This window comes from Mesorhizobium loti (assembly GCA_014189435.1).
GTDB lineage: Bacteria > Pseudomonadota > Alphaproteobacteria > Rhizobiales > Rhizobiaceae > Mesorhizobium > Mesorhizobium loti_G.
In genome coordinates this window covers 3,957,967-3,981,056 of sequence record CP050293.1, presented here as the reverse complement: position 1 = coordinate 3,981,056, position 23,090 = coordinate 3,957,967, and the positions used below count along the sequence as shown (strand labels likewise).

Sequence of the window (23,090 nt, the reverse complement as noted above, 5' to 3'; positions counted from 1 at the left end):
CCCAATGATCATGCCACGGCGCGCAGGTCGCTGGCCCGGGCATTTTCAGGCAATGCTTGCCGCGCGGCGTCCAGCAATATGTCGGCGAGGCGGGCCGCCACCGGCTCGGCCTCTGCGTCCTTGCGATGCAGGAACAACGACATCTTGGGCAGCGCCGGCAATCCGGCGATTTCCGGCGTCATCGCGCTGACGCTGGCCGGCAGGCCGATGTCGGTGCGGATCGTCAACCCCAGCCCCGCCGCAACCGCCGCCCAGATGCCGCCAAGGCTCGGGCTTGAAAAGGCCATCCGCCACGACAGCCCCGCCCTGTCGAGCGTCTCGGTCGCCACCGTGCGCAAAAGGCATGGCGCTTCGAGCGCCACCAGCGGCAATGGCTCACCGTTGCGCAGGCTGGTCTCGATGCGTTTTGCCGGACCGATCCAGCGCATCTGCACATCGGCGACATGCTCGCCGTAGGGCAGCGTCTCGCCGCTGTGCCAGGCGAGCGCGATGTCGAGACTGCCTGACATGATCCGTTCGGCAAGGTCGTGGCTGCGCGCGATCCTGGCTTCGATCTTGACCTTTGGGTGCGCCCGGGCGAAGCGGCCGAGCACGTCAGGCAGCACCGCCTCGCCGAAATCCTCCTGCAGGCCGAGCCTGACCCAGCCCTCCAGTTCGACATCGTGGATGGCGGATGCCGCTTCGTCATTGAGCTCGATCAGCCGGCGCGCATAGCCGAGCATGGTCTCGCCGGCTTCGGTCAGAGCAAGGCCGCGTCCCGACTTGCGGAAGATCGGCGTCGCCGCCTGTTCCTCCAGTTTCTTCAATTGCGCACTGACCGCCGACGTCGATCGGCCAAGCCGGTCAGCCGCCTTGGCAAAGCTGCCCAGCTCCATACCGGTGACGAAACTGCGCAGGACGTCGAGGTCGAATGTCACGCGTCGCATATGTTAGTCCTGTTTTTCAGGATAGTAAGTTCAAAAGTTCCTGATTTTAAGGATGAAACTATGGCGCTAGAGACAGACCGTCAAGGCCAGACCGCCGGCCAAGAAACAGGAATGAAATCATGTCCGCCATCGCCGATTGCACCGACCGACAGCTGCCGGAACTCTCGGAAGATACCGGTTCCGCCGCGAGGGCATTCAAGCCCGGCCATCGCTGGAAGGTCCTGGGCATCGGCGTTGCCGCCAATGCCAGCTTCTCCGCCACTTTCTCCGGCATACCGGCAACCGCGGTCGTGCTTCGCCAGGGCTATCATCTGGGCAATGCGGAACTCGGCCTGGCACTCGGCCTTCTCGGGCTGGGGGTCGCGCTCAGCGAACTGCCCTGGGGCCTGCTCACCGACCGCTGGGGCGATCGCCGCGTGCTTTTGATCGGGCTCGGCGCGACGGCTGCGTGGCTCCTGGTCATGGCGATGCTGGTCGTGCCGACAAGGACCGCTATTCCCGGCGTCACGCTGCTCTCCGCGAGCCTGCTCATCACCGGACTGCTGGGCGGCAGCGTCAACGGTTCGAGCGGCCGCGCCATCATGGGCTGGTTCCGGGAAAACGAGCGCGGCTTTGCCATGAGCATCAGGCAGACGGCGGTGCCGCTTGGTGGCGGCCTTGGCGCGCTCGTGCTGCCTGCGCTTGCCTTGGCTTTCGGCTTTGGCGCGGTGTTCGGGGTTCTGGCGGGTGCATCCGCACTCTCGGCCCTGTTCGCCTGGCGCTGGCTGCACGAGCCGCCGACGGCGGGCGAGGGCCATCTTGCTGCGGCAACTGTGGCCGGACCGGCGCCGCTGCGCAATCGCGACGTCTGGCGTATCGCGACCGCCATCGGCCTGCTCTGCTTTCCGCAAGTCGCCGTGCTCACCTTCGCCTCCGTGTTCCTGCATGATTTTGTCGGACTGGGAACGGCAGCGATCAGCGCGAGCCTCGCCGCCGTGCAGATCGGCGCCATGGTCATGCGCATCTGGAGCGGGCGCTTTACCGACCGTCACGGCAACCGCCGCAAATTCCTTCGCTTGTGCAGTGCGCTCAGCGCGCTCGCCTTCTTGGTGCTTTGGTTGCTGGTTCTGGCCGGTCCCGCCATCCCAGGCGGACAGCTCTTCCTGATGGCTGTCCTTCCCGTCGTGCTGATCGTTGCAGGCATCTCGGTCTCCGCATGGCACGGCGTCGCCTATACCGAGCTTGCCACGCTTGCCGGCGCCGGCCATGTCGGAACCGCGCTCAGCCTTGCCAACAGCTTCGTTTTCGTCGGCTTCTTCCTGGTGCCGATCGCCATCCCGGGGCTCTTGCACCTCTGGTCATGGTCCGGCGTCTGGCTGGCTGCGGCCATCTGCCCCCTGATCGCCTGGCCGATCTTCCTGCGGCCGGCCTGAGTTCGGCCGCAAAACCGCCCGACTTCGGAACCACGACGTCGGGCCGATCGGGACAACCCGATCGAACCCGTTAACGTCCCATCAAGGTTAATGCATCATTTTGCTCTCCAGTGGGGTCTGTAGCGTTCCTGGAGAGAGTTCCGTGCATCGACGTGTGTTGAAGCGGCTGGTTGCCGCCGCCGGTGAGAGAAAACGTGGCTTTCTGCCCCCGTTCATCATCGGCCTCGGCATCTGGATCGGCTTTCCGACCATCGTCGCCTACCAGGACATGGCGAGCCTTGTCTCCGGCCTCGAAGCGAACACCCGCTGGAATTCCTATGTCGAGAAATCCGTCGCCGGCTCGACCCATGCGGCCGAGATGCCTTTCGTCGATTCCGACATCACCGGCTCCATCTCCGGATCGGGTATCCACCTGGCCGGTGTCGGCAGCGTGTCCTTTCGCGGCAAGGGCGGCAAGGTCAGCGGCACGCCCGACGAGGATCGCGTCGTGCGCGCCGAGAAGAAGGGGCGCATCGTCCAGATGTCTCCGGTGGCGCCGCCGAAGAACTTCAATGCCGGCTCGATCTTCGAGCGCACCTCCTCCTTGCTGCGGCCCAGCATGGACAGCGGCCTGAAGATGGCCTTTGCCAAGCCGCAGATCAAAGGCAAGGAAATCCAGATCGCTGCCGCATTCCATGCGCGCGAGGACAAGAAGCCGGATCCCGGCGTGCCGGCTATGCTCGCTTCGCTGGTCAACAATGACCATCCGGATGTGCTGGCGACCGCCTATGCGCAGTCCGAACCCGACTATGCCAAGGCATCGCCCTTCGAAGCCCTGCTTCAGGACGAGCAGCCCAATGATGGCCGCTTCATTCCGCCGATGGTCAAGGGCGACCATTCGTGGATCCAGAACCCGCTGCCGGCGAGCGTCTTCTCCAAGAAGGAGCAGGCATGCCTTGCCAACGGCATCTATTTCGAGGCGAGGAGCGAATCCGTGCGCGGCCAGGCCGCCGTCGCCCAGGTCATCCTCAATCGCGTCCGCAACCCGGCCTATCCGAATTCGATCTGCGGCGTCGTCTACCAGAACGACAGCTGGTTCAACCGTTGCCAGTTCTCCTTCGCCTGCGACGGCAGGAAGAAGCGCATCGATAGCCCTGTCGCCTACAAGACCGCCCAGGATATCGCCATGGCCGTCACCGCCGGCAAGATCTTCATCCCGGAAGTCGGATCATCGACCCATTACTATGCCCAATATGTCCATCCCGTCTGGGCGCGCACGATGCAGAAGATGACCAAGATCGGTCTGCATATCTTCTATCGGACCTATGGCGGCGGCTGGAGCTGAGCGCGCAACAGCCGCTGATCTTTGGTGCGGTGCGCGGTCGATCGAAGAGCCATTGCCCGGGGGATTCGCGCCATGCATCCCCACCATCGCGGCGGGCACGATGTCGCACCTTTCTAATCTATTGATTTTGTTGCCTAAAATACATGGCAATGAACTTCCGCCCGTGGCTTGACGGGCGCAAACCCTCTAACTATGTTGCCGGCGACTTTAGAAGCGGACGGACGGTGACGGTCTGACCGGGCAGGGGGGTTGCGATGGCCGACAAGAATGGGCCAGACGGAACCGGAGAAACCGGCCGCGGCAAGCAACATGAACCCGGCATCCGCGACGACGATCTTGAGCGCCGCCGGCGTGACCTTGAAGCTTCGCTCGCGACAAGGCGGCCGGACCGGCTCGAGGGGAAAGACGACGCGAAAGCGGGCAGTGCGGCCGGTTATGGCCAGGCGGTCAAGCTCTCCAGCGAATTTATCGCTGGCGTGGTGGTGGGCGCGGGCATCGGCTGGATCATCGACCGAATGGCGGGGACATCGCCGTTCGGTTTGATCGTTTTCCTGCTGCTTGGTTTTGGCGCCGGAGTGCTCAATGTGATGCGTTCCGCCGGCGTTGTGGCAGAATTCGGACAGGGCGATAAATCGCGTCCTGGCCAAGACGACAAGAAATGACCGCGCACGATGTGCGGTAATGCTAACGAGGCCGTACGCGGCATTGACGGGGTTTGAACGTGGCAGCTGACAAGGTCGATCCGATCCACCAGTTCCATATCAACAAGCTGATTCCGATCGACATCGGCGGCTACGATCTGTCTTTCACCAATTCGGCGCTGTTCATGGTCGCAACCGTGGTCGTTGCGGCGGCGTTTCTGTTTCTCACGACCTCGAGCCGCAGCCTGGTTCCTGGCCGGCTTCAGTCGGTCTCCGAGATGGCCTACGAATTCGTCGGCAACATGTTGCGCGACGCCGCCGGCACGCAGGGCATGAAGTTCTTCCCGCTTGTGTTCTCGCTGTTCATGTTCGTGCTGGTCGCCAACCTGCTCGGCCTGTTCCCGTATTTCTTCACTGTCACCAGCCACATCATCGTCACCTTCGGCCTTGCCGTGCTGGTGATCGCAACCGTGGTCATCTACGGCTTCATGAAGCATGGTTTTGGGTTCCTGAAGCTGTTCGTACCGCATGGCGTGCCGGTCTTCCTGCTGCCGCTGGTGGTGCTGATCGAGGTGATCTCGTTCGTGTCGCGCCCGGTCAGCCTCTCGGTTCGTCTGTTCGCCAACATGCTCGCCGGCCATATCACGCTGAAGGTGTTTTCCGGGTTCGTCGTCAGCCTGAGCGCGCTCGGCGCGGTCGGCGTCGCAGGCTCGATCCTGCCGCTGGCCATGGCGGTGGCGCTGACGGCACTGGAACTGCTGGTCGCCTTCCTGCAGGCCTACGTCTTTGCCGTGTTGACCTGCATGTATCTCAACGACGCCCTGCATCCGGGGCACTGACCAAGAGTTTCCGGCCCAAGAGTTTTCCAACATTGGCGCCGGATGGAATCGCAACGGAATTTTAGATCCAAAGGAGTTGAACAAATGGACGCAGAAGCAGCAAAGTACATCGGCGCCGGCATCGCTTGCCTGGGCATGGGTGGCGCAGGCATTGGCCTCGGCAACATCTTCGGCAGCTACCTGGCGGGCGCTCTGCGCAACCCGTCGGCTGCTGATGGCCAGTTCGGCCGTCTGATCTTCGGCTTCGCCGTGACCGAAGCTCTGGGCATCTTCTCGCTTCTCATCGCGCTTCTGGCCCTGTTCGGCTGAGCACTCGGGAAGATTGGACAGGCCGGCCGCGCAAGCGGCGGGCCTGAATTTCGGGGATAGTCCATGTTCGTGACATCTGCCTTTGCGCAAGAGTCCGCGCCATCAGCCGATACCAGCCACGCTGCAACGGAAGGCGACACGCATTCCGGCACCAGCGTGCCTGCTGAAGCGCATGGCACGTTTCCGCCATTCGATCCGGCGACGTTCCCGTCGCAGCTTCTGTGGCTGGCGATCACCTTCGGGCTGTTCTACCTCTTCCTGAAGCGGGTTGTGATGCCGCGCGTCGGCGGCATCATCGATGTCCGCAACGATCGCATCACGCAGGACCTCGACCAGGCAGCCAAGTTGAAGGGCGAGGCCGACGCCGCCGTTGCTGCCTACGAGCAGGAACTGGCGGAAGCCAAGACCAAGGCCAACGCGATCGGCCAGCAGGCCAACGATGCGGCCAAGGCCGAGGCCGAGACCGCACGCAAGAAGGTCGAGGCCGCGCTCGACGCGAAGCTTGGCGAGGCCGAAGCCCGCATTTCTTCCATCAAGGCCAATGCCATGAAGGAAGTCGGCAGCATTGCCGAGGACACCGCTTCGGCGATCGTCGAGGCCCTGGTCGGCGGCAAGGCCAGCAAGGCCGAGATCGCGGCCGCGGTCAAATCCGTGGCCCGGTGAGGAGCGCATCATGGATTACACATCTCTCGCGACGCTGTGGGCCACGATAGCCCTCATCATCTTCCTGGGCGTTGCCGTCTACATCAAGGTGCCTGGCATGATCGCCAAGGCGCTCGACGCCCGCGCCGCCAGGATCAGCAATGAGCTGGATGAAGCGCGCCGGCTGCGCGAGGAGGCCCAGCAGCTGCTCGGCCAGTACCAGCGCAAGCGCAAGGAAGCCGAGCAGGAGGCCGCCGACATCGTCGCCGCCGCCAAGCGCGAAGCCGACATGCTTGCCGCCGAAGCGCACAAGAAGACCGAGGACTATGTCGTCCGGCGCACCGCGCTTGCCGAGCAGAAGATCGGACAGGCCGAGCGTGACGCCATCAGTGAAGTCCGCGCCAGCGCCGTCGATATCGCCGTCGAGGCAGCACGCACGCTGCTCGCCGGCAAGATCGACGCCAAGGCCGGTGCCGATCTGTTCAAGGCTTCGCTTGCCGACGTGAAGTCGAAGCTGAACTAGGCGGTCCGTCCAGCCAAGCATCAAAGCCGCCCGGGCAACCTGGCGGCTTTTTTGTTGGGCGCTGAAGCTGCCAATCTCCCCCCTCGTGGGGGAGATGCCCGGCAGGGCAGAGGGGGGCGTGAAGAACGCTAACCTTTGTTGTCCTGCGATCTATCGGATAAGCCCAAGGGCGTGATTGCAATCGATTGAGAGGCCGGCGGGACAGCGCCCCCCCTCTGTCCTGCCGGACATCTCCCCCACGAGGGGGAGATTGCCTTGTCGCTGCCGCCCGCTCAATCCAACCCGACAAAACTCTCTTCTTCAACCACCTCAGCGCCGCCCAATCTGAACGGCGAGAATGACACACGGTGCAGCCGCGCGACCGGGCCATGCGCCTCGATCGCCGTGCGATGGCGGACCGTGGCGTAGCCCATATGGACTTCGAAGCCGTAGCGGTCGTGATGGTTGCCGCAGCCGCACATCATGCGGTCACGCATCACCTTGGCGACGATCGAGGCGGCGGCGATCGATTGCGAACGCTGATCGCCCTTGATCAGCGCGCGCCCTTCGCAGGGCAGGCCCGGCGGCACGTCGCGCCCGTCGGCGAGAGCGAGCTTCGGTTGAACCGACAGGCCGACCAGCGCGCGGCGCATGGCCTCGAGGCTGGCCTTGAGGATGTTGCTGCCGTCGATGCCCTCCGCACTGATGGAGGCCATGGAAATCGCCTGCGCGGAGCCGAGGATGCGCAGGAACAGCGCCTCACGCTGCAAATGGCTGAGCCGCTTGGAATCGTCGAGCCCGTCCGGAATGTTGGCGGGATCGAGCACCACGGCCGCGGCGACCACCGGCCCGGCCAGGGGACCGCGGCCGGCCTCATCCATCCCGGCGACTGGCCACAAACCGTCCGCCATCGCCTTCGTCTCGAAGGAGAAATCAGGTTTCTCGATGATCTCAAAGAGAAGCGGAGAATCGGAACGCGCGCGAGCCATGTTGCGGCGAGGTTCGCATCGGCTCCGATTCTCCGCAAGTCCCTCCGGGTCGGGTGGGGCGCCGGACCGGGAGGGCACCGTCTGCAGGCCGGGGCAGGCCGGACGGAATTCTTGTGCTGCGGCAGATCAAACCGCCGCGGTGATTTGCATTCTCAAAGCAGCGTCAGCTGCAATTGATCCTTGGCAGCGGCAACGAACTGGTCGGTCCGCAGCGTGCGCCGTTCGGCATTGAGGCCGAGCCGCTTGGCGGTGATCTCGAAGCGCCGGCCGATCTGCCAGGCATAGGGGCCGGCGCCCTTCATGCGCTTGCCCCATTCCGAATCGTAGTCCTTGCCGTCGCGCATCGAGCGGATCAGCGACATCACGTGGCGGTAGCGATCCGGATAATGACGCAGCAGCCAGTCCTTGAAGATCGGGCTGACTTCCAGCGGCAGGCGCAGCACGACATAACCCGCCTCGCGCGCGCCGGCGGCGCGTGCCGAATCGAGGATGCGTTCCATCTCCTGGTCGGTCAGGCCGGGGATGATCGGCGCGACCATGACCGAAGCCGGGATGCCGGCGTCCGAAAGCTGCCGGATAGCCTCCAGCCGCTTGGTCGGCGTCGACGCGCGGGGCTCCATGGTACGCGCCAGCATCCGGTCCAATGTCGTCACCGACAGCGCGACCTTGGCGAGCCCGCGCTCGGCCATGCGCGACAGGATATCGATGTCGCGCGTCACCAAAGCGGATTTTGTCACGATGCCGACCGGATGGCCGCGCGCTTCCAGCACTTCGAGGATCTCGCGCATGATCCGGTATTGCTTCTCGATCGGCTGGTAGGGGTCGGTGTTGGTGCCGATGGCGATGGTGCGCGGCTGGTAGCCGTCCTTCGACAGCTCCTTGTCGAGCAAGCGCGCCGCGTCCGGCTTGGCGAACAGCTTGGATTCGAAATCGAGACCCGGTGACAGGCCCATGAACGAGTGCGTTGGCCGGGCAAAGCAATAGACACAGCCATGCTCGCAGCCGCGATAAGGATTGATAGAACGGTCGAAGGAGATGTCGGGCGATTCGTTGCGGGTGATGATGGTGCGCGGCTTCTCGACCTGCACTTCGGTCTTGAAGGGCGGCAGTTCTTCCAGCGAATTCCAGCCATCGTCGAAGACATGCCGGCTGACCGGCTCGAACCGGCCGGACGGATTGATGCCCGCCGACCTGCCGCGGTTGCGGTCCGGACGGACACGCACGCCACTCTGCTCGATCATCGCATTGGCCATCTCGGCTCTTCCTGCTCCGAAAGCTGCAATGTCGGCGCGCACGATCTGTTCCATCTTCGCCCGCTCCCAGGGACTGTCCATGTTGTGTCGAATCGCTCTGTTCATGAAATTATTCCTATTTTGTAGATGAGAACAAATCAAGAACTTTTTATGGTGCGCTGCAGTAACTGGCGCAGTGCCGCACTTTCCGCTATTCGGCTAATGATGCTCAGTGTTCTCATCGAAACCCGCAATGACGAGGAAGGCCTTACCCGCACGCTTGCCTCGCTGATTGGCGGCGCGGTCGAGGGCGTGGTGCGTGAAGTCATCGTCTGCGACACGGGTTCCACCGACCAGACGCATCGCGTGGCCGAGCATGCCGGCTGCCAGTACGTGACTGGCGGCGTTGCTGCCGGCATCCGCCAGGCCAAGGGGGACTGGCTGCTGCTGCTGGAGCCCGGCGCGCGGCTGGTGGAGGGCTGGATCGACGTTGTGGTCGACCATACAGCCAGGCAAACCATGGCGGCACGGTTTTCGCGGGCGCGCGGCAGCCGCACGCCGTTCCTGGCCCGCGTCTTTTCGGGAAACCGTGCCTTGGCCGACGGATTGCTGATCAGCAAGCGTCAGGCCGCGGCCTCGGCCAAGAGTGCCGGCAGCGCCGAGGCCATCGCCCGCGGCCTCGCGACAAAGCGGCTCGACGCCGAAATCTGGGTGGCGCCGGTAAAGCAGAAGCATCGCTCCCCGAAATGATTTTTTTGCAGCTGCTCTCTCTATTGTGCATTGCACAAAATCAGACGCGGGATTAGCTTCCGGCTTACGCGGGTGAATTGGGTTTGGGTCATGCCGAGTGGCGAGCACCGATGCGGCATCGGTGGCGCTCTCATAGCCGAGGACCCAATGAAGCTTTCAACCCCCGACACATCCGGCACGGCCAGTCTCGAGGCCATAGCGCGCAACGGCAGCCTGCTGCGGCGTATAGCCGTGCGCATTCCAACCTATCTGACGGATCTGCGCGAAAACCCAGCCTGGCTGCCGATGTTCGTGCTGGCGCGCACAATGCCTGGACGCCGCATGCATTGGCTGGGTGCAAAACGCGCCGAGCCGGCCGACAAAGCGGGGGATACGATGTTTGCCGGTGTCGAACGCGAGGCGGTGGTCGACGCGCTGCGCTCCGACGGGCTGTTTTCGGGCCTGGTCCTGCCGCCTGATATCCATGAGGAGATCGCAGACTTTGCCGGGCGTACGGCTTGCTTCGGCAATTTCGACCGCCGCCTCGAATTCATGCCGGGTGAACATGCCGAGGCCGAGAAGCGCTTCGGCCGCTCGCTGCTCAGCGGGCACTTTTTCGAGCGCATCCTCGACTGTCCGGCAGCACTCGCCATCCAGCGCGATCCGCTGCTTCTGGATGTTGCCGCGCACTATCTCGGCGGCCAGGCAAAACTGATTACGACGCGCGTCTGGTGGAGTTTTCCGACGGGTGCCGCCTCTGATGCCGACAAGAACCTTGCCTCGCTCGGCAAGTATCATTTCGACCTCGACGACTGGCGCATGCTGAAATTCTTCTTCTATCTCAAGCCGGTCGATGCCGACACCGGTCCGCATGTCTATGTCAGGGGCAGCCACAAGCGCCGCAGCCTCAAGCATCAGCTCACCCTCCTGGTCGGCCATCCCGCGCAGGAGGTTCTCGATGTCTATGGCGAGCAGAGCCCGGTGACACTGACTGGCGAGGCCGGTCTCGGCTTCGTCGAGGACCCCTTTGGCTTCCACATGGGCACCGTGCCGGCACGCACGCCGCGGCTGATGATGGAAGTCGGCTTCGGCGTATCGCCGCCGTCGCGCCGGCGGTTTCATGGCGAGCCGGTCATCCGCTGAGAGTTGACTATCCGAAGCTCATCTCGACAGGCATCCAGTGTGTGCGGCGCCTTTCTTGGCGCTGCGCCCTGCTTTCGGCATCGAAGTCGACACGGAGCGGCTCCCGATTGAACCACTCCCGGTCGTCCAGGGCGTTGATGATGACGATCGCCCTGGCATCGTCATCTCTGGCGATTGCATTGTCCTTTCCGGCGATTGCGGCGACGTAGACGCCGCACTCCCGGCAGATCAGATAGTCGGCCGTCCTCAACCCGAATTGATATCTCCGCAATCGCGCCTCGTCCTTGACCGAGATGATCAGTCTGCCGTCCGGATCGGCAACAGCGCGCGAACCATGTCTGATACAGAACGAGCACTGGCAGGCGCGAACTTCGATTTGCGAGGGGGCGAGCTCGGTTGAAAATCCAAGGCGAACGTTGCCGCAATGGCATCCGCCAGTATGCACGGTCATTGGATCTGCCTTGTCGTGTCGGCGATGATCGCCTTCAGGCAGGGTACCTTTTTCGGGAACAGGTTTGGAATGGCGTTTCGAAGGCGCCGGTGCTGTTCTGCCTGGCAAAGGTGGCGTGAAACCGGCGCTTTGCCTTGGCTCTTACGAAGCCGATTTTCCGCGCCGCAAATGCTCGTCCAGGCGCGGCATGATCTCGACGAAATTGCACGGCATGTGCCGGTAGTCGAGCTGCGCCTTCAGGATGCCGTCCCAGGCGTCCTTGCAGGCGCCTGGCGAGCCCGGCAGCACGAAGACGAAGGTGGCGTTGACGACGCCGCCGGTCGCCCGGCTCTGGATCGTCGAGGTGCCGATCTTGTCGTAGGAGATGCGGTGGAACACTTCCGAAAAGCCATCCATGCGTTTTTCGAAGATCGGCTCCAGCGCCTCCGGCGTCACGTCACGGCCGGTGAAGCCGGTGCCGCCCGTGGTGATGACGACATCGACACTTTTGTCCCGTGACCACGCCAGAACGGTGTCGCGGATTTTTTCGCGGTCGTCGGTGACGATATCGCGGGCAGCCAGGATGTGCCCGGCTTCGGTGATGCGATCGGCCAGCGTCTGGCCGGATTTGTCGTCGGCGAGGCTGCGTGTGTCCGAAACGGTCAGCACCGCGATGCGCACGGGAACGAAGGAGCGGCTTTCGTCAATTGTGGCCATCAGCGCCCTCCGATGCGATGCTGCGCGTCGCCGCGACGAACCAGTCGGGCTGGCGGCCGCGGATCTCGGCAGCCGCGCGCTTGGCGACATTGCCGGTTTCGAACAGGCCGAAGCAGGTCGCGCCGGACCCGGACATCCGTGAAAAACCCGAACCAGCCTTGTTCAGCCAGGAAAGGGCCCTGCCGATGGCCGGCTGCATCGCCAGTGCCGCAGGCTCGAGATCGTTGCGGGTGATCTCCAGCCAGTTGCGCAGGCTGTGAAAATCGATGCTGCGCGGCAGTGGCGGCAAGGCTTCATTGTCACGACGCGAAAGCGCTGCAAAGACATCCGCCGTCGAGATCGGCGTGCCTGGATTGACCAGCACCAGCCCAAGCGCCGAAAAATTCGGCACCATCGACAGCTCGTCCCCAATGCCGCGTGCGACCAGAGGCTTTGCCGCCAGGCACATCGGCACATCGGCGCCAAGCGAAAGTCCGATCCGCGCCAACTCTGTGCCTTCGATGTCCAGGGCCCAAGTCTGCGCCAGCCCGCGCAGCACGGCTGCCGCGTCGCTAGACCCGCCGCCGACGCCGGAGGCGACCGGCAGGTTCTTTTCGAGCCGGATGGCGACCGGCGGTGTTCTCTCGTGCCCGACCGCCTGTCGCAGGGCATCGCGTGCCCTAGGCACCAGATTGCTTGCATCGAGAGGAACGGCCGGGGCGTAACGGCCGGACACGGTGAACTCATCGCTGTCGGCGAGCGCGATTTCGACCCTGTCGCCAAACCGCGTGAACACCGCCAGGCTCTCGATCAGATGATAGCCGTCAGGGCGCCTGCCGGTGACATGCAGCGCAAGATTGATCTTGGCGTGCGCGTGCCAGCTACGCGACCCGATGTCGGTGTCCACAATGGTATGCGAGATGATGCTCAGTCCTTGGCCAGCCGGTATTCGCCGGTCTTCGGATCCTTGACCAACGTTCCCATCGCGCCGTTGGCTGCCTGCTTTTCGGTGCGCCGCACCTTGGCGGTCACGCGCTCGGCTTCACGGATGAAGGTGCGGTAGCCGAAATAGGCTGCGACGCCGACGACGGTGAAGAAAATGATCTGCGGCATGCCAAAACTCCTCCCACGCTGGGCCGGCTAAGGCGGCCGGTCGGGTCGGTTAAGCTCTTATGCTAGACGGTTTTGCCGGGTTTTCAAAGCCCGAAGCGAGACCACAATGCGCGCTCTTCCGCCGCATCGATCACGCCGCTCGCGGCAGCGGCTGCGATATCGGGCACTGAGAAGCCCTTGCTCGAGCCGAACAGGCCGAAGCGGCTGAGGAAACCGCGCGGCGCCGTGATCAGCCTGAGTTGGGTTTTTGCCCCGAAACGGGTCTTCAGCACCGTGCGCATGTCGCCGAGCGCATCGACCAGCCCGAGTTCGAGTCCCTTGATGCCGGTCCAGAACAGGCCGGTGAACAGGTCCGGATCGTCTTTCAGTTTGGTGCCGCGCCGCTCCTTGACGAGATCGATGAACGTGCCGTGCACCTCGAGCTGCAGCGCCTTCAGGCGTTCGACGTCTTCCTTCTTCTCGGGTTTGAACGGATCGAGCACCGCCTTGTTCTGGCCCGCGGTGTGGACACGGCGCTCGACACCGATCTTCTTCATCAGTTCCGGGAAGCCGAACGAGGCCGAGACCACGCCAATCGAACCGACAATGGAGGACGGATCGGCGAAAATCTCGTCACCCGCAACCGCGATCATATAGCCGCCCGATGCCGCGACGTCCTCGACGAAGACCAGCACCTTCTTGTTCTTCTCGGTCGCCAGGTCGCGGATGCGCTTGAAGATCAGCCGCGACTGCACCGGCGAGCCGCCCGGTGAATTGATCGAGATGGCAACAGCCGGCGCGTCGTAGGAAAACGCCTTCTCGATGAGGCCAGCGGTAGAGGCCAGCGACAGGCTCGGCCGGAATTGGCCACCGCCGGCCATGATCGTGCCGTGCAGCCGGATGACCGGAATGGTGACGATGGTGGAGCGCCAGGATTTCGGCAGCAGGCGGTTGATAAGTCGTTTCACGAGGGCGCGGTCTCCGGTCGATGTTGCAGGCATGTAGGGATTTCCCGGCCAACGGCAATGTGGCCGGGCAGAATAGCTCAGTCTCCAAACAGCGAGGCGAGGCCGTTGGTGATCATTTCGCTGCGCTCGTCGAGACCGTTGCCCGACTGCGCGTGCAGCATCAGGGGCGGGCGGATGGCCAGCTTTCCCCGCGCCCCGAGCGCTGCCCGCACGACGATGCGGATCGCCGCCGCGTCCGGGCGAGGGTGGACGGCAAGCATCTCGGCGTCGCCGAAGCGCCCCGCGATCGCATCGAGAATGGCGCCGAGTTGCTCGGGGCGGGCAATCACGGCAAGCCCGCCGCGCGGCCTCACAACCGCCGCAGCACTGCGGATCCAGCTCTCGAACAGCCCATCCTCCATGACATGGGCTTCCTTTCTCAGCCGATCGGGGGTGGCGCGGTCCCGTGCGGCGTTGAAGGGCGGGTTCATGATGACGAAGTCGAAGTCGTTGTCGGCGAGGCCGACGGCCGCCCGCGCTCGTCCCGACACCGTGACATCGGCGACGAGCACGGAGGCACGATCGCTAAGATGGGCATTGCCGGGATGGGCAAGGGTGGCCGCCGCGAAGGCCGCCATTTCCGGCGCCTTTTCGACAAGCATCGCCTCTGCCGCCGGGCAGCGCGACAGCACCGCCAGTCCGGCAGCCCCGGCGCCGGCACCGAAATCGGCGAGACGCCCGCCGAAGGAGGATGGCACGGACGCCGCCAGCATCATTGCATCCATGCCGGCGCGATGGCCGCCTTGCTTGGGCTGCACGAGCCAGAACCGGCCGCGATGGAAGGCGTCGACCGTATGGGCCGGCGTGTCCGGGACAAGGGCGGCGGGCGCGGCGGACATTATTTTCCGCGGATTTCGTTGGCGATGCCGGCATCCGTCAGGATGCGCCGTGCCGCGTCGGCCTGGTCGGCGTCGACCATGACGCGCTTCTGCAAAAGACCGATCGACCCTTCGAGAATGCTCATATTCTGATCGGCTACAAAGCAGGCGATGCCGGCGTCGCGCATCAGCGATTCGACAAAGGAGATGATCACGGCATCGTTGGTGCGGACAAGTTCTATCATCGTGTGAAACTCGCAGTTTGCGCTATTGATGTAAACGGGCAGGGGATTCCGAGGCAGCCCGCTCCCTCCCGGGTCGTTGACACGCTGTCATCGCCGCCGCGCCAATTCGCCACTTGCCGTGGCCGTGTCCGCCGCCCTAGAGTCCGTGCAGGGACTAAGGGTGCCGTCGCACGCGTTATACCAAGACGGGAGTGATTGTCGTGGGTGTCGTTCTCAACATCGAAAACGGGAAGCGGGAGCCCGCCTCCATCAAGGATTTGATCGATCTGACGGCTGCCGACATGGGGCGCGTCAATGAATTGATCCTGTCCAAGGCCGGCTCCGACGTCGAGATGATCCCGGAGGTCGCCAATCATCTGATCTCGTCCGGCGGCAAACGGCTGCGGCCGATGCTGACGCTCGCCGCCGCGCAGATGTTCGGCTATACCGGCGAGGGCCACGTCAAGCTCGCCACCTCTGTCGAATTCATGCACACGGCGACGCTGCTGCACGACGACGTCGTCGACGAGAGCGGCATGCGCCGCGGCAAGAAGACCGCCCGCATGATCTGGGGCAACCAGGCGAGCGTGCTGGTCGGCGACTTCCTGCTCGGCCAGGCCTTCCGCATGATGGTTGATGTCGGCTCGCTCGAAGCGCTCGACATCCTGTCGAGTGCGGCCTCGATCATCGCCGAGGGCGAGGTGATGCAGCTTGCCGCCGCCAAGAACCTCGAAACCACCGAGGACGAGCATTTTGCGGTGATCAAGGCCAAGACCGCGGCGCTGTTTTCGGCGGCGGCCGAAGTCGGCCCCGTCATTGCCCAGGCGACGCGCAACGACCGTGCCGCGCTGCGCTCCTATGGCATGAATCTCGGCCTTGCCTTCCAGCTGATCGACGATGCGCTGGACTATGGCGGCACCAGCAAGGATCTGGGCAAGAATGTCGGCGACGATTTCCGTGAGGGCAAGGTGACGCTTCCGGTCATTCTCGCCTACCGGCGCGGCACCAAGGCCGAGCGCACCTTCTGGAAGCGCGCCATCGAGGACAATGTCACCGATGACGCCGGTCTGGAAAAGGCGACCGGCCTGATGACCCGCCACGGCGCCATTGCCGACACGATCGGGCGTGCCCGCCATTTTGGCGAGATCGCCCGCGACGCGCTGGCGCCGCTGGAAGCGACGCCGCAGAAATCGGCGCTGATCGACGTCATCGATTTCTGCATCAGCCGGGTGAACTGAGCGGCGCCACCCGCGACGGAGCCGCCTATTTCGCTTTTGCAGGGAGGACCATCGCGGCAAGCAGGCTGACGACGATGCCCGCCGCCGCCAGCCAGAAGGCAATCTGTATGCCGTCGGCTATCGCGGCCTTCAGTGCATCGCCAGTCAATCCGCCGACATAGCTGTTGGCGATCGCGATCAACGTCGCCATGCCGATCGCGTTTCCGATGTTGAGCGTCGTGCATGCCATCCCCGAGGCAACGCCCTGTTCGTCGTGAGCCACGCCCGACGCGGCCGCGATCCACATGGCGGTCCAAACGATGCCCTGTCCGACACCGGAGATGATCAGCCCTGGAACGAGAGCCAGATAGCTGCTGTCGGCTGATGCTCCCAGGACCATCAGCGCTGTGCCGGCCGCCCCTATGACCATGCCGCCGACCAGGGTCGAGCGGGTCGAAAAGCGCGTCGCCAGGCGTTCACCGAGCTGCGTGCCGGCGGCGATGGCGATCGACGGCACCAGGAACGCAAGGCCGGTTTCCAGCGCGGTAAAGCCGTGCACGATCTGCAGCAGGACAGTAAGGAAATAGGGCAGGGCCCCGAACGTTCCCATGAACAGAAAGGTGATCGTCATGCCGGCGACGAGGCTGCGATTGCGGAACAGCCGCAGCGGCATCAGTGGGTCGGCGCTCTTTGCCTCAATCAGCGCGAAGGCGATGATGAAGATCGCTGCCAGCGCGGCGCTGGCGATGATCGCTGGCGAACCCCAGCCATATTCAGGTCCCTGGACCAGCGTGAAGACCAGCAACGTGGCGCCTGCGGTGACGGTCAGCGCGCCCGGCAGATCGAAGTTGCGGTGCTCGTGCCGCTTGGGATCGCGTGGAATGATGGCAAAAGCGGCGATGATGGCGATGCCAGCCAGCAGCACATTGACGTAGAAGACCGACGACCAGCCGAAGGCGCCTGTCAGGAATCCGCCGGCCAACGAGCCAAGGGTGAGGCCGCTTGCGCCGGCACCGCCCCACACCGCCAGCGCCCGGTTGCGTTCCGGTCCTTCGGCAAACAGGCGGTTGATCAGCGAGAGCGTCGCCGGGAACAGGAAGGCGCCGCCAATGCCTTGCACGGCACGGGCGGCGATGATGATTTCCGGCGACCCGGCGAGGCCGCCAACCAGCGACGAAAGCGCGTAGAGCCAGAGCGCGAAGATGAAAATGCGGCGCTGACCGATGAGATCGGCGGCGCGGCCGCCAAACAATAGAAAGCCGCCGGTAAACACGGTGTAGGCGCTCACCACCCATTGCAAGGTCTGGCCGGAAAAGCCCAGCCCAGCCCCGATTTCGGGCAGCGCCACGAAGACGATGTTGATGTCGAGAGCGATGATAAGCTGGGCGAAGGCGAGCAATGCCAGTGTGGCGCCTCGCTTCGCGCCCGTCCCTCCCTGTGTCGCCGTGGCGCCGAACGGCACCCCTTGATCGAGTGTGCTCATACAAATCTCCTTTTGATTCTTGATCGATCGACAAAGAATTGAATTTGCAATCTTGAGTCAAGCGGATTATTTGTTGATCGATAAAGAAATGGAGACGGCGATGGCGGGACGGCCAAGAGAGTTCGACAGGGACCAGGCTCTGCAGAAAGCGCGCGATGCCTTCTGGACGCGCGGCTACGAGGGCACCTCGATGGCCGATCTGGTGTCCATGCTTGGCCTGGCATCGGCGCGCATCTATGCCGCCTTTGGCTCGAAGGAGGACCTGTTTCGCGAGGCCGTTGTTCTCTACGAAACCAGCGAAGGAAGCTTCGCCGTCAGTGCGCTTGCCGAGGAGCCGACCGCGAGGCGATTTGTCGAAAGGCTGCTGCGCGATGCTATCGATATCTATACGAGGCCGGATCTGCCGAAGGGCTGCATGGTTGTCTCGGCTGCCACCAACTGCGCCACCGAAAATGACGGCGTGCTGCACTGGCTGGCCGAGCGCCGACTGGCGCGCAATGCATTGATTGTGGAGCGCCTGAAAAAGGGTGTTCGCGACGGCGACCTCAAGCCGGACACCGATCCGGAAGCGCTTGGCGACTACTACACCACGCTGTTGTTTGGCCTCTCTGTGCAGGCGCGCGACGGGGTGCCGAAGAAGCGGCTGCATGACCTCATCACCGTGGCGATGCCGGCGCTCGACGGTTTCGTCTCGCAACGTTGAGTGTTGCTGCTGGCGCCTTCGCGATTTCGACTGCGATTGGCTCGACAAGCGGCCCCGGCGCAAATTATCTATAAAACATGGCAAAGGGCACGGACGACACCATCGCGGTGCGCATCAGCAAGATCTTGGCGGATCGCATCATCTCGGGCGCGATCGAGCCGGGGGCCAGGCTTCGGCAGGATCACATCGCCGAGGAATTCCAAACCAGCCATGTTCCAGTGCGCGAGGCCTTCCGCCGCCTCGAGGCGCAGGGCCTGGCCATCAGTGAGCCGCGCCGTGGCGTGCGCGTGGCGTCTTTCGATCTGGGCGAGGTCAAGGAGGTCGCCGAAATGCGGGCGGCACTCGAAGTGCTGGCGCTGCGCCACGCCGCGCCACACCTGACGTCGGCCATTCTCAATCTGGCCGAGGAGGCGACCAAGGCCGGCGACAAGTCCCGCGATGTCAGGTCATGGGAGGAAGCCAACCGCACCTTCCACCGCTTGATCCTGGCGCCATGCGGCATGCCGCGCCTGCTCGCCACCATCGATGATCTGCATGCGGCAAGCGCCCGTTTCCTATTTGCGGCATGGCGCTCCGAGTGGGAGACACGCACCGACCAAGACCACCGCGCGATACTTGCCGCCTTGCGGCAGGGAAACACCGAATCGGCCGCAGCGACACTGGGGCGGCATGTCCAATGGATTGGCGGCAAGCCGGTCAGGACGGCTTCGGGGACGACGCGCGAAGCCTTCGCCATCGTGGGTTAGTGCAATTTCAAGAAACGTCTGAACCGGTTTTCCCGGGAAAGCGCACGGCGCTTTCCCTTGGAAACTGCGGAAAACAAAAGGTGCTGGACGGCCTCCGCCAAAGCCAAGGCTTGCAATCTCCAAGGAAGTGTGGATTCGATAATAGATCGAAAATAGAAATTATCTATAATTCGCAATCGATCGAAGGGAATCCCTATGACAGACGTCGCATTCTCATCCGGCAAGCCGTCGTTCAGCCCGCTCAGGCTCCAGGATCGTTCTCTTGCCTGGCGGGTCGGAGCCGTCGTGCTCGGCACGCTGTTCCTGGCGCTGGCGTCCTACATCGAAGTGCCGATGGTGCCGGTTCCGGTGACCATGCAGACCTTCGCGGTGACATTGATCGGCGCGCTTTATGGCTGGCGGCTTGGTGCCATCACCATCGCCGCCTGGCTGGTCGAGGGCGCGGTCGGCTTTCCGGTTCTGGCCGGAGGCGCTGCCGGTGCGTCGTTTTTCGTCGGCCCGACGGGCGGTTATCTCTTTGCCTTCCCGCTTGTCGGCGCCCTGGTCGGCTGGCTGGCCGAACGCGGCTGGAACGGCAAAAGGGTGATGCTCGCCTTCGCCGCCATGCTGCTTGGCAATCTTGTCTGTCTGGTGCTCGGCACGCTCTGGCTTGCTGTTTTCATCGGCGCCGAACAGGCCATCACCTTCGGCTTCCTGCCGTTCATCGTTGGCGGACTGCTGAAATCGGCGCTTGGTGCCGCGACCCTCATGGCCCTTCCCGGCGGCAAGGCGAAATCGATCAAGCCGTGACGATCAGGCTGCGCACCCATCACCTCCTTTGCCTGCTCACCTATGTGGGCAAGGGATACAGTCCCGCCTTCACCGCCAATTATGATGGGATCGCGGAGCGCCTGAGCCGGGGCGAGGACATCCTCCTCGTTTCCGGTCCCGACGATGTCTGCGCCCCGTTGCTCGACGACCCGGAACCGCATTGTCTCAACGAGAGCGTTGTGGAGCGGGACCGGCTCGCTACGCAGGATGTGGAGGAGTTGCTGGCTCGGCCAATCCTCGTCGGCACCCGCCTTGATCTCGACACGGCAACCTTGGCCCGGATGCGGCAGGCGTTTGCGGCTGACCTTGTGCGCAAGGCTTGCGGCGGCTGTGAGTGGAACGAACTGTGCAGCACGATAGCGGCCGGCGGATATAGCGACACGCTGGTGCAGCGATCTGCCTCGCCAGGTGAGCGCTGATATTGGCGCTGACCTCACTGGCCGAATCTGTGATATATTAGGCTCCGCGCAGGCCATGGCCGAATTCAAGATCGGAAAACTGGTGCCTGTCGCCATGGTTTGTTAATCGGGTGCCCGGATTGTGAATTCGAGGCGAATTGAAGCGCGACCCCAAAAAGGCCATGCTTTATCCGGAAAGATCGAGTCTACGCCGATCCCGCTGACGCGGAGATGGCGCCTGGCTGAAAGGGATACGATGCGGCAAGGACGTGCGCGCTGGCTGACAAGGCTGGCAATTGTGACAGGCATGGCGATCTCGACTTTGCCGGCCTATGCCAAGCAAACCGCCGAACCGGTCAAGATCACATCGTTTTCGGGCGCCTATCTGGCAGCCCGGATCGCCGAAGGCGACAACGACCTCGACAGCGCCATCGCCTACTACAAGCAGGCACTGGCCTTCGACCCGAGCGACACCGGCCTGCAGCAGAGCCTGATGCTGTCGCTGATCGCGCAGGGGCGCTTCGACGAATCCCTCGTTTATGCCGACAAGCTCAAGGAAGTTCCAGATGTCGAGCGCTTCTCGCGCTTGGCACTCGCCGTCGATTCCTTCCACAAGAAGGATTTCACCAAGGCGCAGTACTGGCTGAAGCTGTCGCTGGAATCCGATCTCGACCGGCTGATCTCCGGGGTCATGTCCGGCTGGGCCCAACAGGGCGCCGGCGAGGCCTCTGATGCGATGACCTCCATCGACAAGCTGCAGGGGCCGGATTGGTTCGGCCTGTTCAAGTCGTTCCATCGCGCGCTGATCGCCGATGCGTCCGGTATGCCCGAGAAGGCGGAAGCGATCTACGCCGCGACCATGCAGGACACGGCCGCCGGCGGTGCCGCTCCCGAAACCTGGATGCGCAATGCGCAGGCCTACGCGTCGTTCCTGGCCCGCAAGGGCGACAAGGCCAAGGCGCTGTCGGTGCTCGACCAGGCCGAGGCGTTTTCGCCGGGCAAGCTGGAAATCGTCGCCTTGCGCGACAGGATCGCCAAGGGGGACAAGATCGCGCCCTTCGCTGCCGGCCCGTCGGATGGCGCCTCCGAGATTTTGCTCGACCTTGCCACCGCGCTCAACCGTGGCGGCGGCGAGCCGTTCGTGCGCCTCTATCTGCAGTATGCGCTCGCCCTGAAGCCTGACAGCGACGCCGCCCTCGTGCAGCTCGCAGCCGTGTCCGAGCAGCTGAAGGACGGCGAGGGCGCCATCGCGCTCTATCGACGGATCCCCGCCACCTCGCCGCTGAAGGAGCTTTCGGACCTGCAGCTCGGCCTCAACCTTGCCGATCTCGACCGTCATGAGGAGGCGATCACCCATCTGAAGGCGTTCGTCGACGCCCATCCGAACGACATGCGCGCCTATCTGGCGCTCGGTGGCGTCTATTCCTCGAAGGATGATTTCCGCTCGGCCGCCAATCTCTACGACAAGGCCGTGGAGGCGCTGAAAACACCGACGGCGGCCAACTGGAACATCTTCTACCAACGCGGCATCGCCTATGAGCGCCTGAAGGAATGGCCCAAGGCCGAGCCGAACTTCCGCAGGGCGCTGGAATTGTTCCCCGACCAGCCGCAGGTGCTGAACTATCTCGGCTATTCCTGGGTCGACATGAACACCAACCTCAAGGAAGGCCTGGCGATGATCCAGAAGGCCGTCGACCTCAGGCCAAGCGACGGTTACATCGTCGATTCGCTGGGTTGGGCCTATTTCCGCCTCGGCAGGTTCGATGACGCCGTGCGCGAAATGGAACGCGCCGTGTCGCTGAAGCCGGAAGATCCGGTTCTGAACGATCACCTCGGTGATGCCTACTGGCGCGTCGGCCGCAAGCTGGAAGCCACTTTCCAGTGGAACCAGGCTCGCGACCTGAAGCCGGATCCCGATGTGCTGGCCACCTTGCAGCAGAAGCTGATGAAGGGTCTGCCGCCAATCGAATCCAACACGGCGCAGGAAACCCCGAAGGTCAAGCCAGAGCCGGTGCCCGCCCCGAAGGGGTGAAGTCGACTATTTTGATTGCGAACGGGGCTTTTTCGGGCCCCGTTTCCGTTTGGGCGACATGCGCTCGGCCGGACACGTCGATGCCCCAGGGCGACCTCAGAACAGCTTCCGGTAGACGACGAATCCGGAGTGCTCGGCGACCTTGTCATAGAGCTTCATCGCGGTGTGATTGGTCTCGTGCGTCAGCCAGTACACCCGGCCCGAGCCGGCGGCCTGGGCGCGCTCATAGACGCCCTCGATTAGCGCCCGGCCGATGCCTTTGCCACGCGAGGCCTGGGTGGTGAAAAGATCCTGCAGGTAGCAATTCGGCGCGATCGCCGTGGTGCTGCGATGGAAGAGATAGTGCGCCAGGCCGAGAAGCTGTCCTTCGCTTTCGGCCACCAGCGCGTGGACCGGCTCATAGGCATCGAAGAAGCGAGACCATGTCATCTGGGTGATCTCGCCCAGTAGCGCCGTTTCGCCCGAGCGGCCATAAAACGCATTGTAGCCGTCCCACAGCGGAAGCCATTGCTCGAAATCCTGGCGCGCAACGGGGCGGATGATGATCGGACTGGGCATAGCTGGACCTGTTTGTCATTGACACGGACGATGCATCGAACAGACCTCAGGCTTCCATGGCCGGCAATGGGCCAAGCCTTCCCAATGCTTTCAACATCGTCCCGCACGCTCCCGGCGATCCACACCGGTGCGCCTTGCTTGACGCTTCGCCGCCGTGTCTCTAGGACGTGCCGGCAAGCTAGCCTGTG

At 63.6% G+C, this 23,090-nt stretch carries 27 protein-coding genes; 15 read left to right on the top strand and 12 right to left on the bottom strand.

What is annotated here, in order from left to right:
• Positions 1-8: 8 nt before the first annotated feature.
• Positions 9-926: a LysR family transcriptional regulator gene (locus HB777_19555; GenBank protein QND65885.1), complete on the bottom strand. Its 918-nt coding sequence runs from the start codon at positions 924-926 to the stop codon at positions 9-11.
• A 119-nt stretch (positions 927-1,045) separates the two neighbouring features.
• On the opposite strand from HB777_19555, the gene HB777_19550 reads away from it, so the two are divergent.
• The 7 genes from HB777_19550 to HB777_19520 all read left to right on the top strand — a co-directional run bounded on the left by HB777_19550 (position 1,046) and on the right by HB777_19520 (position 6,616).
• Complete coding sequence (locus tag HB777_19550; GenBank protein QND65884.1) at positions 1,046-2,338, top strand: MFS transporter; 1,293 nt, start codon at positions 1,046-1,048, stop codon at positions 2,336-2,338.
• Positions 2,339-2,480: 142 nt separating this feature from the next.
• The gene (locus HB777_19545; protein ID QND65883.1) at positions 2,481-3,662 is read left to right on the top strand and encodes a cell wall hydrolase; all 1,182 of its coding nucleotides are present in this window, start codon (positions 2,481-2,483) and stop codon (positions 3,660-3,662) included.
• Positions 3,663-3,916: 254 nt separating this feature from the next.
• Positions 3,917-4,324 (top strand): ATP F0F1 synthase subunit I, encoded by a 408-nt coding sequence (locus HB777_19540; protein ID QND65882.1) that lies wholly within the window; start codon positions 3,917-3,919, stop codon positions 4,322-4,324.
• Positions 4,325-4,383: 59 nt separating this feature from the next.
• Positions 4,384-5,142 carry a F0F1 ATP synthase subunit A gene (locus HB777_19535; protein ID QND65881.1) on the top strand — a complete coding sequence of 253 codons (759 nt, stop codon included), beginning with the start codon at positions 4,384-4,386 and terminating at the stop codon, positions 5,140-5,142.
• An 84-nt stretch (positions 5,143-5,226) separates the two neighbouring features.
• Positions 5,227-5,451 (top strand): F0F1 ATP synthase subunit C, encoded by a 225-nt coding sequence (locus HB777_19530; protein ID QND65880.1) that lies wholly within the window; start codon positions 5,227-5,229, stop codon positions 5,449-5,451.
• A 63-nt stretch (positions 5,452-5,514) separates the two neighbouring features.
• Positions 5,515-6,114: a F0F1 ATP synthase subunit B gene (locus tag HB777_19525; protein ID QND65879.1), complete on the top strand. Its 600-nt coding sequence runs from the start codon at positions 5,515-5,517 to the stop codon at positions 6,112-6,114.
• Positions 6,115-6,124: 10 nt separating this feature from the next.
• The gene (locus HB777_19520; protein ID QND65878.1) at positions 6,125-6,616 is read left to right on the top strand and encodes a F0F1 ATP synthase subunit B; all 492 of its coding nucleotides are present in this window, start codon (positions 6,125-6,127) and stop codon (positions 6,614-6,616) included.
• A gap of 272 nt (positions 6,617-6,888) precedes the next feature.
• Here HB777_19520 and HB777_19515 read toward each other — a convergent pair whose 3' ends face one another.
• The gene (locus HB777_19515; protein ID QND65877.1) at positions 6,889-7,584 is read right to left on the bottom strand and encodes a ribonuclease HII; all 696 of its coding nucleotides are present in this window, start codon (positions 7,582-7,584) and stop codon (positions 6,889-6,891) included.
• Between the two features lie 152 nt (positions 7,585-7,736).
• Positions 7,737-8,891 (bottom strand): PA0069 family radical SAM protein, encoded by a 1,155-nt coding sequence (locus tag HB777_19510; protein QND68830.1) that lies wholly within the window; start codon positions 8,889-8,891, stop codon positions 7,737-7,739.
• 150 nt (positions 8,892-9,041) lie between these two features.
• Here HB777_19510 and HB777_19505 point away from each other — a divergent pair, with 150 nt between their 5' ends.
• Together HB777_19505 and HB777_19500 are read left to right on the top strand one after the other, a co-directional pair.
• On the top strand, positions 9,042-9,566 hold the full coding sequence (locus HB777_19505) for a glycosyltransferase (GenBank protein QND68829.1): 525 nt from the start codon (positions 9,042-9,044) through the stop codon (positions 9,564-9,566).
• A 147-nt stretch (positions 9,567-9,713) separates the two neighbouring features.
• The gene (locus HB777_19500; protein QND65876.1) at positions 9,714-10,688 is read left to right on the top strand and encodes a hypothetical protein; all 975 of its coding nucleotides are present in this window, start codon (positions 9,714-9,716) and stop codon (positions 10,686-10,688) included.
• A 7-nt stretch (positions 10,689-10,695) separates the two neighbouring features.
• On the opposite strand, the gene HB777_19495 is transcribed toward HB777_19500, so the two are convergent.
• From HB777_19495 to HB777_19465, 7 genes are all read right to left on the bottom strand, one after another.
• Complete coding sequence (locus HB777_19495) at positions 10,696-11,139, bottom strand: aldehyde-activating protein (protein QND65875.1); 444 nt, start codon at positions 11,137-11,139, stop codon at positions 10,696-10,698.
• A 141-nt stretch (positions 11,140-11,280) separates the two neighbouring features.
• Positions 11,281-11,835, bottom strand: coding sequence for a molybdenum cofactor biosynthesis protein B (gene moaB, locus HB777_19490; protein QND65874.1), 555 nt, complete (start codon positions 11,833-11,835; stop codon positions 11,281-11,283).
• Complete coding sequence (locus tag HB777_19485) at positions 11,822-12,721, bottom strand: 4-(cytidine 5'-diphospho)-2-C-methyl-D-erythritol kinase (GenBank protein QND65873.1); 900 nt, start codon at positions 12,719-12,721, stop codon at positions 11,822-11,824. Before HB777_19485 ends, moaB begins: the two co-directional genes overlap by 14 nt.
• A 20-nt stretch (positions 12,722-12,741) precedes the next feature.
• Entirely contained in the window at positions 12,742-12,927 is a 186-nt protein-coding gene (locus HB777_19480) for a hypothetical protein (GenBank protein QND65872.1), read from the bottom strand.
• Between the two features lie 83 nt (positions 12,928-13,010).
• Positions 13,011-13,874 (bottom strand): S49 family peptidase, encoded by an 864-nt coding sequence (locus HB777_19475; protein ID QND65871.1) that lies wholly within the window; start codon positions 13,872-13,874, stop codon positions 13,011-13,013.
• A gap of 77 nt (positions 13,875-13,951) precedes the next feature.
• The gene (locus HB777_19470; protein ID QND65870.1) at positions 13,952-14,752 is read right to left on the bottom strand and encodes a methyltransferase; all 801 of its coding nucleotides are present in this window, start codon (positions 14,750-14,752) and stop codon (positions 13,952-13,954) included.
• Entirely contained in the window at positions 14,752-14,976 is a 225-nt protein-coding gene (locus HB777_19465) for a DUF2007 domain-containing protein (GenBank protein QND65869.1), read from the bottom strand. Before HB777_19465 ends, HB777_19470 begins: the two co-directional genes overlap by 1 nt.
• Positions 14,977-15,176: 200 nt before the next feature.
• Between HB777_19465 and HB777_19460 the strand changes: the two genes are divergently transcribed.
• Positions 15,177-16,193, top strand: coding sequence for a polyprenyl synthetase family protein (locus HB777_19460; GenBank protein QND65868.1), 1,017 nt, complete (start codon positions 15,177-15,179; stop codon positions 16,191-16,193).
• A 25-nt stretch (positions 16,194-16,218) separates the two neighbouring features.
• On the opposite strand, the gene HB777_19455 is transcribed toward HB777_19460, so the two are convergent.
• Entirely contained in the window at positions 16,219-17,655 is a 1,437-nt protein-coding gene (locus HB777_19455; protein QND65867.1) for an MFS transporter, read from the bottom strand.
• Between the two features lie 100 nt (positions 17,656-17,755).
• On the opposite strand from HB777_19455, the gene HB777_19450 reads away from it, so the two are divergent.
• The 5 genes from HB777_19450 (at position 17,756) to HB777_19430 (ending at position 22,344) form a co-directional block, all read left to right on the top strand.
• Positions 17,756-18,358, top strand: a complete 603-nt coding sequence (locus tag HB777_19450; GenBank protein ID QND68828.1) for a TetR/AcrR family transcriptional regulator — start codon at positions 17,756-17,758, stop codon at positions 18,356-18,358.
• A 77-nt stretch (positions 18,359-18,435) separates the two neighbouring features.
• Positions 18,436-19,104: a GntR family transcriptional regulator gene (locus HB777_19445; GenBank protein QND65866.1), complete on the top strand. Its 669-nt coding sequence runs from the start codon at positions 18,436-18,438 to the stop codon at positions 19,102-19,104.
• A gap of 195 nt (positions 19,105-19,299) precedes the next feature.
• Entirely contained in the window at positions 19,300-19,893 is a 594-nt protein-coding gene (locus HB777_19440; GenBank protein QND65865.1) for a biotin transporter BioY, read from the top strand.
• The gene (locus HB777_19435) at positions 19,890-20,333 is read left to right on the top strand and encodes a DUF1284 domain-containing protein (GenBank protein ID QND65864.1); all 444 of its coding nucleotides are present in this window, start codon (positions 19,890-19,892) and stop codon (positions 20,331-20,333) included. Before HB777_19440 ends, HB777_19435 begins: the two co-directional genes overlap by 4 nt.
• Positions 20,334-20,568: 235 nt before the next feature.
• A complete protein-coding gene (locus HB777_19430; protein ID QND65863.1) occupies positions 20,569-22,344 on the top strand; it encodes a tetratricopeptide repeat protein in 1,776 nt (591 codons plus the stop codon).
• 96 nt (positions 22,345-22,440) lie between these two features.
• On the opposite strand, the gene HB777_19425 is transcribed toward HB777_19430, so the two are convergent.
• Positions 22,441-22,902: a GNAT family N-acetyltransferase gene (locus tag HB777_19425; GenBank protein ID QND65862.1), complete on the bottom strand. Its 462-nt coding sequence runs from the start codon at positions 22,900-22,902 to the stop codon at positions 22,441-22,443.
• Positions 22,903-23,090: the final 188 nt, after the last annotated feature.

What these genes read in the sequence shown, in the direction of transcription:
- HB777_19445 (QND65866.1), top strand. Translation starts at nt 18,436, where the DNA reads ATGGCAAAGGGCACGGACGACACCATCGCGGTGCGCATCAGCAAGATC.
- HB777_19495 (QND65875.1), bottom strand. Translation starts at nt 11,139, where the DNA reads ATGACCGTGCATACTGGCGGATGCCATTGCGGCAACGTTCGCCTTGGA.
- HB777_19510 (QND68830.1), bottom strand. Translation starts at nt 8,891, where the DNA reads ATGGAACAGATCGTGCGCGCCGACATTGCAGCTTTCGGAGCAGGAAGA.
- HB777_19550 (QND65884.1), top strand. Translation starts at nt 1,046, where the DNA reads ATGTCCGCCATCGCCGATTGCACCGACCGACAGCTGCCGGAACTCTCG.
- HB777_19530 (QND65880.1), top strand. Translation starts at nt 5,227, where the DNA reads ATGGACGCAGAAGCAGCAAAGTACATCGGCGCCGGCATCGCTTGCCTG.
- HB777_19515 (QND65877.1), bottom strand. Translation starts at nt 7,584, where the DNA reads ATGGCTCGCGCGCGTTCCGATTCTCCGCTTCTCTTTGAGATCATCGAG.
- HB777_19425 (QND65862.1), bottom strand. Translation starts at nt 22,902, where the DNA reads ATGCCCAGTCCGATCATCATCCGCCCCGTTGCGCGCCAGGATTTCGAG.
- HB777_19520 (QND65878.1), top strand. Translation starts at nt 6,125, where the DNA reads ATGGATTACACATCTCTCGCGACGCTGTGGGCCACGATAGCCCTCATC.
- HB777_19465 (QND65869.1), bottom strand. Translation starts at nt 14,976, where the DNA reads ATGATAGAACTTGTCCGCACCAACGATGCCGTGATCATCTCCTTTGTC.
- HB777_19470 (QND65870.1), bottom strand. Translation starts at nt 14,752, where the DNA reads ATGTCCGCCGCGCCCGCCGCCCTTGTCCCGGACACGCCGGCCCATACG.
- HB777_19500 (QND65876.1), top strand. Translation starts at nt 9,714, where the DNA reads ATGAAGCTTTCAACCCCCGACACATCCGGCACGGCCAGTCTCGAGGCC.
- HB777_19450 (QND68828.1), top strand. Translation starts at nt 17,756, where the DNA reads ATGGCGGGACGGCCAAGAGAGTTCGACAGGGACCAGGCTCTGCAGAAA.
- HB777_19555 (QND65885.1), bottom strand. Translation starts at nt 926, where the DNA reads ATGCGACGCGTGACATTCGACCTCGACGTCCTGCGCAGTTTCGTCACC.
- HB777_19480 (QND65872.1), bottom strand. Translation starts at nt 12,927, where the DNA reads ATGCCGCAGATCATTTTCTTCACCGTCGTCGGCGTCGCAGCCTATTTC.
- HB777_19540 (QND65882.1), top strand. Translation starts at nt 3,917, where the DNA reads ATGGCCGACAAGAATGGGCCAGACGGAACCGGAGAAACCGGCCGCGGC.
- HB777_19455 (QND65867.1), bottom strand. Translation starts at nt 17,655, where the DNA reads ATGAGCACACTCGATCAAGGGGTGCCGTTCGGCGCCACGGCGACACAG.
- HB777_19505 (QND68829.1), top strand. Translation starts at nt 9,042, where the DNA reads ATGCTCAGTGTTCTCATCGAAACCCGCAATGACGAGGAAGGCCTTACC.
- HB777_19525 (QND65879.1), top strand. Translation starts at nt 5,515, where the DNA reads ATGTTCGTGACATCTGCCTTTGCGCAAGAGTCCGCGCCATCAGCCGAT.
- HB777_19440 (QND65865.1), top strand. Translation starts at nt 19,300, where the DNA reads ATGACAGACGTCGCATTCTCATCCGGCAAGCCGTCGTTCAGCCCGCTC.
- moaB (QND65874.1), bottom strand. Translation starts at nt 11,835, where the DNA reads ATGGCCACAATTGACGAAAGCCGCTCCTTCGTTCCCGTGCGCATCGCG.
- HB777_19430 (QND65863.1), top strand. Translation starts at nt 20,569, where the DNA reads ATGCGGCAAGGACGTGCGCGCTGGCTGACAAGGCTGGCAATTGTGACA.